This is a genomic window from uncultured Lamprocystis sp., assembly GCF_903933125.1.
Lineage (GTDB): Bacteria > Pseudomonadota > Gammaproteobacteria > Chromatiales > Chromatiaceae > Thiodictyon.
In genome coordinates this window covers 1-8,640 of the sequence record NZ_CAIZIZ010000100.1, presented here as the reverse complement: position 1 = coordinate 8,640, position 8,640 = coordinate 1, and the positions used below count along the sequence as shown (strand labels likewise).

Annotated in this window: 10 protein-coding genes; 2 read left to right on the top strand and 8 right to left on the bottom strand. The window is 69.1% G+C overall.

The genetic code is table 11. The annotated features are described in order from the left end of the window. Positions 1-64: 64 nt before the first annotated feature. On the bottom strand, positions 65-523 hold the full coding sequence (locus QZY03_RS04630) for a hypothetical protein (protein ID WP_295578600.1): 459 nt from the start codon (positions 521-523) through the stop codon (positions 65-67). A 2-nt stretch (positions 524-525) separates the two neighbouring features. After that, a complete protein-coding gene (locus QZY03_RS04625; RefSeq protein ID WP_295578599.1) occupies positions 526-951 on the bottom strand; it encodes a hypothetical protein in 426 nt (141 codons plus the stop codon). A gap of 78 nt (positions 952-1,029) precedes the next feature. On the opposite strand from QZY03_RS04625, the gene QZY03_RS04620 reads away from it, so the two are divergent. After that, a complete protein-coding gene (locus tag QZY03_RS04620) occupies positions 1,030-2,049 on the top strand; it encodes a WYL domain-containing protein (RefSeq protein ID WP_295578597.1) in 1,020 nt (339 codons plus the stop codon). Position 2,050: 1 nt separating this feature from the next. Further along, positions 2,051-2,794, top strand: coding sequence for a class I SAM-dependent methyltransferase (locus QZY03_RS04615; RefSeq protein WP_295578596.1), 744 nt, complete (start codon positions 2,051-2,053; stop codon positions 2,792-2,794). A 282-nt stretch (positions 2,795-3,076) separates the two neighbouring features. Here the strand turns inward: QZY03_RS04615 and QZY03_RS04610 are convergent, their stop codons facing one another. The 6 genes from QZY03_RS04610 to QZY03_RS04580 all read right to left on the bottom strand — a co-directional run bounded on the left by QZY03_RS04610 (position 3,077) and on the right by QZY03_RS04580 (position 8,515). Then, complete coding sequence (locus tag QZY03_RS04610; protein WP_295578595.1) at positions 3,077-4,045, bottom strand: hypothetical protein; 969 nt, start codon at positions 4,043-4,045, stop codon at positions 3,077-3,079. A gap of 36 nt (positions 4,046-4,081) precedes the next feature. Then, positions 4,082-4,957: a hypothetical protein gene (locus QZY03_RS04605; RefSeq protein ID WP_295578594.1), complete on the bottom strand. Its 876-nt coding sequence runs from the start codon at positions 4,955-4,957 to the stop codon at positions 4,082-4,084. 458 nt (positions 4,958-5,415) lie between these two features. Then, positions 5,416-5,784 carry a DUF6164 family protein gene (locus tag QZY03_RS04600; protein ID WP_295578593.1) on the bottom strand — a complete coding sequence of 123 codons (369 nt, stop codon included), beginning with the start codon at positions 5,782-5,784 and terminating at the stop codon, positions 5,416-5,418. Positions 5,785-5,791: 7 nt separating this feature from the next. After that, positions 5,792-6,745: an alpha/beta hydrolase gene (locus QZY03_RS04595; RefSeq protein WP_295578592.1), complete on the bottom strand. Its 954-nt coding sequence runs from the start codon at positions 6,743-6,745 to the stop codon at positions 5,792-5,794. A gap of 308 nt (positions 6,746-7,053) precedes the next feature. After that, the gene (locus tag QZY03_RS04590; RefSeq protein WP_295578590.1) at positions 7,054-8,001 is read right to left on the bottom strand and encodes a hypothetical protein; all 948 of its coding nucleotides are present in this window, start codon (positions 7,999-8,001) and stop codon (positions 7,054-7,056) included. Between the two features lie 370 nt (positions 8,002-8,371). Next, the gene (locus QZY03_RS04580; RefSeq protein WP_295578589.1) at positions 8,372-8,515 is read right to left on the bottom strand and encodes a hypothetical protein; all 144 of its coding nucleotides are present in this window, start codon (positions 8,513-8,515) and stop codon (positions 8,372-8,374) included. Between the last annotated feature and the right edge of the window lie 125 nt (positions 8,516-8,640).

The following is an 8,640-nucleotide window of genomic DNA, read 5'->3' as shown; positions in this document are numbered from 1 at the left end:
GCTGCGCTTATCCACCCTACAAAACCGGCTCCGCTGTAGGGTGGATAAGGCGCGCCGCTCGGTGTCAGGGATCCGGCACCTCGGTCGCGCGCGCCGCATCCACCAGGGATCGCGCGATGCCGCCCGAATTTAGAATTGCTGAAAAGGTACGCAGGCGCTTGCGCAGTTCATCGGCACCGCGGGGGCGGGGCGGCAATTCCCGGTCATCGTTGGCCGTCCGGGCGATTTCATAGTCCATGAGCCGGGCCAGTTGCACATCCTCCCACTCCTCCCAATCGACCGCGCCCGGCGGCAGCCAGTTATGCTCAGAATCGGCATAGGGTGACAGCAGCGCCGCCACGGCGTCCTGATCGAGCAGGGGCAGGGTCAATTCCCAGAGGGCGTCCAAGACATTGGCGTCCTTCAGGTCGTGACACAGACGCATATCGCCGTGCGCCAGTTGCAGTGCGTAGCGGGCGGCGCGCCGCGCGGCGGCGGGTACGGTGGTGAAGTCGGTGCGCCAGAGGGTACGATGGTCGTTCATGCTCAATTCTCCTGCGTCCAAGGCATAAATCTACGTTGATCGAAGTGGAAGCTGATCAGATCGCCTCGCCCTGGACCGGTCTCCCAGATCATGCCCAACACGAGATCGCGCCGCTCCCGGAAGTAGGTCGATCCGGCATCGGTCTCCGCGTCGAACACCGGTGTCTCCAGGACTTCCAGCACTACGACTGGCTGGCCGTAGCGCGGGAGGCGGTGGTTACGCATGCCTGGCTTCCAGCAGACCAGATCGCCGGGGGCGAAGCGATGCGACGCGATGAACGACTGGTAGCGCGACCGCAGGGCCGCCCAGAGATCGCCGTTCAGACCGTCCAGCGGTTCGTCCTCCAGCAGATCCCGCGGGGCTTCTTCGCTCAGACCGATCAGGTCAAGCAGTTGGCGCGACGACAGGTCTTGGTTCTTCTGGGCCATGGCGGATTCCTCTGGATGGCGGTTGACGAGACGCATTGAACCATTGCCATACGTCAAACGCTGTCGCACACTAACGCCATGCCTGCTACCCATGAAACCCGGATCGCGCGCCTCAAACGCCTGGAGGCCCTGCTGGCCCGCGGGCGGGCGGCCGACGCTTGCCCGGACGGCGCGCGGCTGCTCGCGATGCTCGGTGAGGGCTATGCCGGCAAGACGCCGGAGGCACGTCGGCGTGCACTGCAACGCGATCTGGACGAGTTGGTGAAGGCGGGGCGCATCGAGGCGGTCAACCCCGGCGGCAAGCCGTTGCGCTACCGGCGGATCACGGATGAGCGGGACGACGACCAGGCGATCTGGGAGTACAACCTCCTGGTGATGCGCGAGCTGGTGGCGGAGGCCCTGCCCCAGCGCCAGCTCGATCGGTTGTGGCAGCGGTTACTGACCAACGCCGAGGGTCCCAGGCTCGATGAGAGTCGATTGCGGATCGTCCCCGACACCCTGCGCCTGCAAGCAGTGGAACTCTATCCGGGGGTGTTGGAGGCCGTGATCGAGGCCCTGGCGCGGCGCTGTGCCCTGCAGGTGCGGTATCGAAAGGCCGAGGATGAGCCCGGCGATGCCTGCCTGCATCCCCAGGCACTGGTGCAGCGCGGGCCCATTGCCTATCTGTTCGCCCTGAAGAACGACGAGGACGAGCCGGTCCGACTCTATGCACTGCACCGGATGATCCGGGCCCAGGCGCTGGCAGAAATGCCCGCACGGGCGGCGGCGGGATTCGATCTGGATGAGTACATCGCGAACGGCCAAGTAGACTTCGGCCAGGGGGATCTGATCGACCTGGAGTTACGGGTGCGCGGCTATCTGGTGGCGGTGCTGACCGACTGTCGGCTGGCGGCGGGCCAGCGGTGGGAGGACGAGGCCCTCGACTCCGACTTCGAGATCCGGGTGTGGGCGCAGGTCCCCTCGACGGGCCAATTGCTGCGCTGGCTGTTGGGAGCCGGTAACAATGTCGAGGTGGTCGCCCCGCCCGACTTGCGCCGCGTGGTGGCGGTGCAGGCGGCGAAGATGGCGGCGCTCTATGCCGATTCGGATGGCGAGTAGAATGCTCCCAATGAAACACCGGCATCCGCTTACGCTGATCGTCGCCTGGTGCCTGCTCGCAGCGCTACCCGCGCTTGCGCAGTCCGCGCCCGCTGCCGACAACCGCTACACGATCCACGCACCCAGCCGCGACGGCATCGACAAATTCTATTTCGGCCGTGAGATCTCCCAAGTCATGGGCCACCAGGGCGCCGCCTGGCTGGAACGGAGTGCCCGAGAGGTCGAGGAGAGACCCGACCGGGTGGTGGAAGGCATGGCGCTCGCGCCCGATGCCGAGGTTGCCGACATCGGCGCCGGCACCGGCTATTTCACCGTCCGCATCGCCGCGGACGTCCCCACCGGTCGCGTCTACGCGGTCGACGTGCAACCGGAGATGCTCGAGGTCCTGCGCAAGCGCATGGAGCGAAGCGCGATCACCAACGTGACCCCGGTCCTCGGCGCAGAGGATGACCCCAAACTGGCATCGGATAGCGTCGATGCCGTGCTGCTCGTCGATGCCTACCACGAATTCGCCCATCCCTTCGAGATGATGCAGGGTATCCGCCGCGCACTGCGACCGGGCGGACGCGTCTTTCTGATCGAGTACCGCGGCGAGGATCCAAGGGTCCCCATCAAGCCGCTGCACAAAATGACCCAAGCGCAGGCGATCACCGAGCTCGAAGCTGTTGGATTGCGCTGGGTTGAAACCCTCGACATCCTGCCCTCCCAGCACTTCATGGTATTCGAGAACCCCGCCGAGGGTTGATGACAGGCGCCGGGTCGGCCGCATCATCGAAGCCCCCGCCGGCGTCGCCTGGCGCACCCGTGATCGACCGGCAGGAATGGCCGCTCTGGGGGGCCGCGCGTGCGTCCGGCGGCGCCCCCTGCGCATCTGACCGGCCCGGCACGCGTGGTCGGATTCAGACGCCGGTCGGCCTCGCGCTTTCCTTCGCGGTCACCCGCTGGAAGCCCGAGTCCGCCGGGCGTGGCGGGTCGCCGGCCCAGAGGCGACCCACTGAGGAGCGGGGATTCGCAAGTGCATCCCCGTCTACGGCAGGCGACCTGACTCCCGCGCCGGCACATAGCGCCGCCCGAGCCGTTGCGCGAGGGCACCGAGCCGCGCATCGATTGACGCCGCTTGCCGCGTGCGGAGCAGTACTTCGATTGCCTCGCGCTGCTCGGCGAGCACCGCGAGCAGGTCCGCGCGCATCGCTTCGCGAAAGCGCACCTCGTCGACCTCGATCATCGCCTTGTCCACGGCGAGCCAGGCGGCGGCGCCGGCGCCGATGCCGCAGAGTACGGCCCAGGGCCCGCTCGGCGCGCACAGCGCCGTTGCACCGTGCGCTGACGCCACGGACGCGCCGCCCTTCTTCGCCGCCGCCTTGCCGGCCAACGCCACCGCGGTCTTGAAGCTCTGCTTGGCGCTGAGTTTCGCGGCGACGGCGCCGGCCACCTGCTTCCAGACCAGCTTGGCCGTCAGCGCGCCCGCCGCGGCGGCGGTGCCGGCGCGGCCGAGATCGCGACCGAGTGCCGCCGGGTCACCGCAGGCGCCGCCGAGCCCGGCGGGGCCCAGAAGCTCCACCGCGCAGGCGTTCTGCTCTGCCGCGCGGCCGAACCGGGCGCCGAAGCTACCCGCGAGCTCGGCCATGCGTGCGTCCGCGTCGGCATTCAGCACGGCGAAGGTCTCATCGAGCCAGGTCTCGAAGCCGGTGTCCGCGAACAGCCGCTGGTCCAACTGTGCGACCATGAACGCGCCCATGTCGCCGACGGCGACGGCGGCGAGGCGCTGATACTCGCCCACCACGGTGAAGTACCAGTCGAGGTAGGCATCGACGCCGTGCGCGGCGCGGGCGAAGAAGTCGTCCAGGGCGGTTTCGATCGCCGCGTCCGCGGACACGAGCGCACCCGTGCGGGCGGTGCCGAGCTGCGTATCCAGCGCGTCGGACAGGGCCGCGAGCGCCGGGTCCGCGCGGCAGGGGTTAGTCCAGGCGACGACGGCCTGGGCCGGCCCGGCCAAGGATGCCGGGTCGAACTGGCGAAGCTTGTGCGCAGCCTATAGATAGGGCAGCGCGAGCACGAGGATGGTGTAGATGAAGGCCGTCGACACCGTCGCGTTCACGCCAGGCACAGCGCCCGCCGTCGCCGCCCGGCGCTGCTCAACCAGCGCCAGGGCGCCGAGCAGCAGGCTCGTGAAGAGCCAGGCGAAGACGCCCGCCTGCAACAGGATGAGCCCCCAGGCGGTGAGCCTGAGCACCGGTTCGGGCAGGCTCGGGATCACCAAGAGCGACGCGTGCCAGGCCAGCGCATCGACGGCCGCAAGGGCGCCCAAGCCCCAGCCGGCGACGGGACAGGCGGCCGCGGACGCGTTGCGGAAGGCCGCCTCGGCCACGAAGTGCCAGGCCTGCCCGCGGGTATCCGGCCCGCCCAGCACGGCGAAGTCGAGCACCAGCAAGGTCACACCGAGCAGCGCCAGGTTCAGCAGCAGCAGCGGCCAGCGCCGCGCGACGGTGCCGACCTTGTCGGCCTGCACCTCCCTGCCGAGCCAGCGCTGCACCGGGCCGACGGCGAGCGACAGCAGCAGCGCGTCCAGCGCAAGCAGGAACCAGTGCTCCGGACCGAGCGGCGCCGCCAGCGCCAGCAGCACCGCCGCAAACACCAGCGCCGGCACCGTCGCGAGCGCCTGCAGCAGCCAGCCGCGCACCAGCCAGCGCCTGAGCGCGCTCGGCGGGCGCGTCACCCCGGTGAGCCAGAGCCGCCGCGCAAACAGCGCGTTGCCGGCCCAGTAGGCCCAGAGCAGCCAGGCCACCGGCACCAGCAACGCAAACAGCGCCCAGCACGGCAGCCGGGTGACGGCGAGTGATGCGACGTAGAGGAGGCCCGCGGCGAGCGCGAGCGGCAGCAGCCGGCGCAGCGGGGAGTCAGCGTTCATCGCGGCCGACGCCGATGTGACCGGATCGGCACACCGCGGTCGCGGGCGCGCGGAGTCAGTCGACGCCGGGCGGCGCCGTTCCCACGGGATCGGCTCCCCGTGGCGAAAGCACCCGCCGCTCGGGCCGTCCGCGGGCAGCCTCGCGGCCCAGACGATACCGCGGGCACCCTCCGCGACGGTGAGCGTCGCATCGGAGCCGCCCAGGTCGGTCTGAACCCAGCCGGGGCAGACCGAGTTGATCTTGACGTCCGTGGTGCCTGGCACTCGTCCGCGACGATGCGCGTCACGGCGTTCAGCGACACCTTGGAGAGCCGATCGGCGGGGCCGCAGCCATTCATGTCAATCTCACCTCGGCTTGCGGTGTGCTGTTGGGGATCCTCTCCGGGGCGTTGTTGTTCCGCGCGGTGGGTCTCGCCGGTCACGCCCTGGCGGGCGGGCTCACCTTCCACGGCAAGGGATCAGCGCAAGCCAATGAAGGGCATGAGGGAGAGGTACAGCACGCCGAGGACGATCGCAAAGACGGTGATCACCTTGAGTGGCTCGCGCAGCAGCCGCTGGACCAGCGTTTCGTGCCGGCCGCAGCGGCGCTGTTCATCGTAGGCCTCACGGGCGCGGGCAGCGCGTTCCTGCTCGTAATCCTCGATCACGCTGCGCGCACGCTCGGCGCGGTGGCCATCCGCATCGCGCAACCAGATGCCGCCGAGAGAGATTCCCCAGCGCCCGGCGTGGGTCTCGTAGAAATCGATCTGGCTGTCCCGTAGCAGGGCGCGCACCGCGTCCGCCTCGTCGTCCGGGACACCGTTGAGTCTGAATAGCAGCGTCGGCATCTCGGACTCAATGACCAACGTCGCGGGCCGCGGCCGTTTCCGCGACGAAGTCCTCGATGAGCCCCACCACCACATCCAGTCGGCTGTGGTGCAGGCCATGGCCGGCCCCCGGGATCACGACCTGGCGCGCCGTGGGGACCTCCAGGATCAGGCGGTCGGCATGATTCCAGGCGGGAACCAGGTCGTCCGCGTCGCCCGTGATGAGCAGGAGCGGGATCTGGATGCGCGCGTAGCCGGCCCGCTGCGCGGCGAGGAAGGGGCTCAGGCGGCGCACATCTTCCGCGTTGGCCAGAAAGGCCCGCGGGCGCAGGCTGAGGTCCACCCCGGTGCGGGACCGATAGCCATCCGGGACCGGGTCCGGGGACAGAACCTCCGCAATCCCGCCGTCGATGGCAAGCGGGCCCAGTGCCCCGCCCACGGTGTAGGCGAACAGCGACCCCAGCACGGGGACCCCCGCCAGGTCGTTGTACCAGGCCACGCCCCCCTCCCAGGGGTGGGTCCCGCCGGCCAGGAGCACCGCGCCCGCCGCCTCGTCAGGGTAGGCGAGCAGATAGGCGAGGACCAGCGCGCCGGCCCAGGAGTGCCCGACCAGCATCGGGCGCTCCACGCCCAACGCCTGTGCCAGGCCGTGAATGAGATGGGCCTGGGCCAATGGATTCGGCCAGGCAGCGGCAGGACGCTCACTGTAGCCGTGACCCGGGCGGTCCGCGGCGATCACCCGGTGCCGCGCGGCCAGGGGGCCGGCGATGCTGGCGTGGAAGTCCAGCAGGCTGGTGCTCGCACCGTGGACCAGGATGAGCGGCCGGCCCTGCCCCTGGTCCGTGTAGTGGATGCGCAGCCCGTCAACCGCGGCGAACCGCCCGATCGGTGGATTGGCCGACTCGGCCCGCCACGCGGTGACCTGGGTATAGGCCGCGGACCCGCCGAGCAGGGCAAACAGCAACGCGACAGACCAATGCATCGGACGCCTCCGGGCTCCTGTATCCCAACCGCGAGACTGCGCATGCGACGCCCATGGCCCTGCCCTGCTCGCCGTCACGCATGCCAAGCCAGGCCAGGCCAGGACGACGACCGGTAGATTGCGCCGCGGGAGGCAGCGGAAGAACCCGCTCCATGGCCACGACGCCGGATTGGTTAGACACCAGACAAGCAACCCACGACGCGATGCGTCTCGGCGCGCGGCCCAGAGGCGTCGCGGATCACGCCGCCCATGGGCGCGGGGTGGTTGTTACCGCTCGGTCGTCGCGCGGCCTGCGGCCGGGCAACGGCTCAGTGGAAGATCGCATCCGGGGTGTCGGCGGTGAGGATGCGCGCCGACCAGCAGCGCAGGCGCTCATTGTCGGCCGCTTCGATGCGCTCGCGCAGGGCCGCGGCGGAGTCGGCGCCGAATTTGTTCTCGATCTGCCAGAGCAGGAGGTCGGCCTCGCCCTGGCGATAGCCCTTCTCGATCCCGAAACGCTCGGCACTGATCACGTATGGCATCTGTTTGGTCTCCTCGTAGGTATAGAGCTCTTGAAGGAAAGCGTCCTCCAGGGTTCTGGGCAAACGGATCATCCAGTCAATGACGCGAAACAGCTCCAGGATGGTCGTGCGCGCGTAGCCGCGATCATACATCAGGCGAATCAAGCGAAACTTCCAGGCCTTGCGGGTTTCGGCGTCCTTGGTGGACTTGGCGCGGATCTGGGCCATGACGACCAAGGCAAACGGATTGTCGCTGGCCTCCAGCGCGGGCCAGCCTTCGGGGGTGTCCCAGTCGATGAGCTTGACCATCGGGAAGCGGAAGTCGACGGAACAGCCCCAGAGGTCATCGTGGTAGTGCTCGGGGCGAAAGCACGGATCGGTGTCGGCGAGCACGGCGAGGCTGGCGACGGGCACGTCGTGGGCGTCGCGGATCTTGTGGTTGTAGACGAACATGCGCTCGGCGAAAGCTGTCTCGGGTTCGCCTTGTACCTCCACATGCACCAGCACCCAGGCGGGCTGACCGTCGCGACGGTGCACACCGACGAGCTTGTCGGCGTAGCGGCGGCCGGTGGCGGCGTCGCGCACGATCTGCTGGAATTCCTTGTCGAGGAATTGGTAGCCGCGAGACCAGTCGATGTCGGCATGGATGCGCGGAAAGAGCAGCGCAAGGAATTCCGGGAAGTAACCCTCCAGGGCCTCCTTCCAGGGGCTGTCGTGGTCGCTGCGCGGCGTGGGCTCGGCGGATTCGGTGATCACGGGGTTACTCCAACAACGGGTGGCCCGATCGCTCGCAGGCCGGATCGCCCGAGCCCAGCCCCAGGTGCGGGGCCTGGCGCGTCGCGCGTGGGTTGCCCGAGGCCCTGCACCAGGAGGTGTTCCGCAATGGCACGCGGCATCCGGCGGTTTGCGTCCTCGAACGGGTGAATCGAGACGCTTCGGTCAGGCCAAACGCGCGCCGCAGCGCGGACTGGAAACGCTCGCGATCCATGTCGCAGGCGTGACTCCAAGGCCACGAGCCGCGCGCTGTCGTAATACACCGGTCCGCCGTGGACCGCCAAGCGTCGCCGTGGAAGCGCGTGTGGGCGACCGCGGGCGGGATCGACGCGCCCGCACGGCTCGCGCGCGGTCACACCCGCTCCATGGCCACGACGCCCGCCTTGATGGACCGCTGGGTGCCGCCGAAGTTGATGTCCAGGATGTCCTGATCACGCAGGCCGACCACCAGGCCGTCGCCGAAAAACGGATGGCGCACCCGGCAGCCCTGAAGCATAACCCTGCCGCCGACCGACATCGGGCATCGTCGGCGCCGGTCGGCGCTGGCGTTGGCCATTGCGGCATGGGTTTGACCTCACCAGGGAGGCAACGGGACGCCCGGGCGGGTACCGGAAGGGTGGT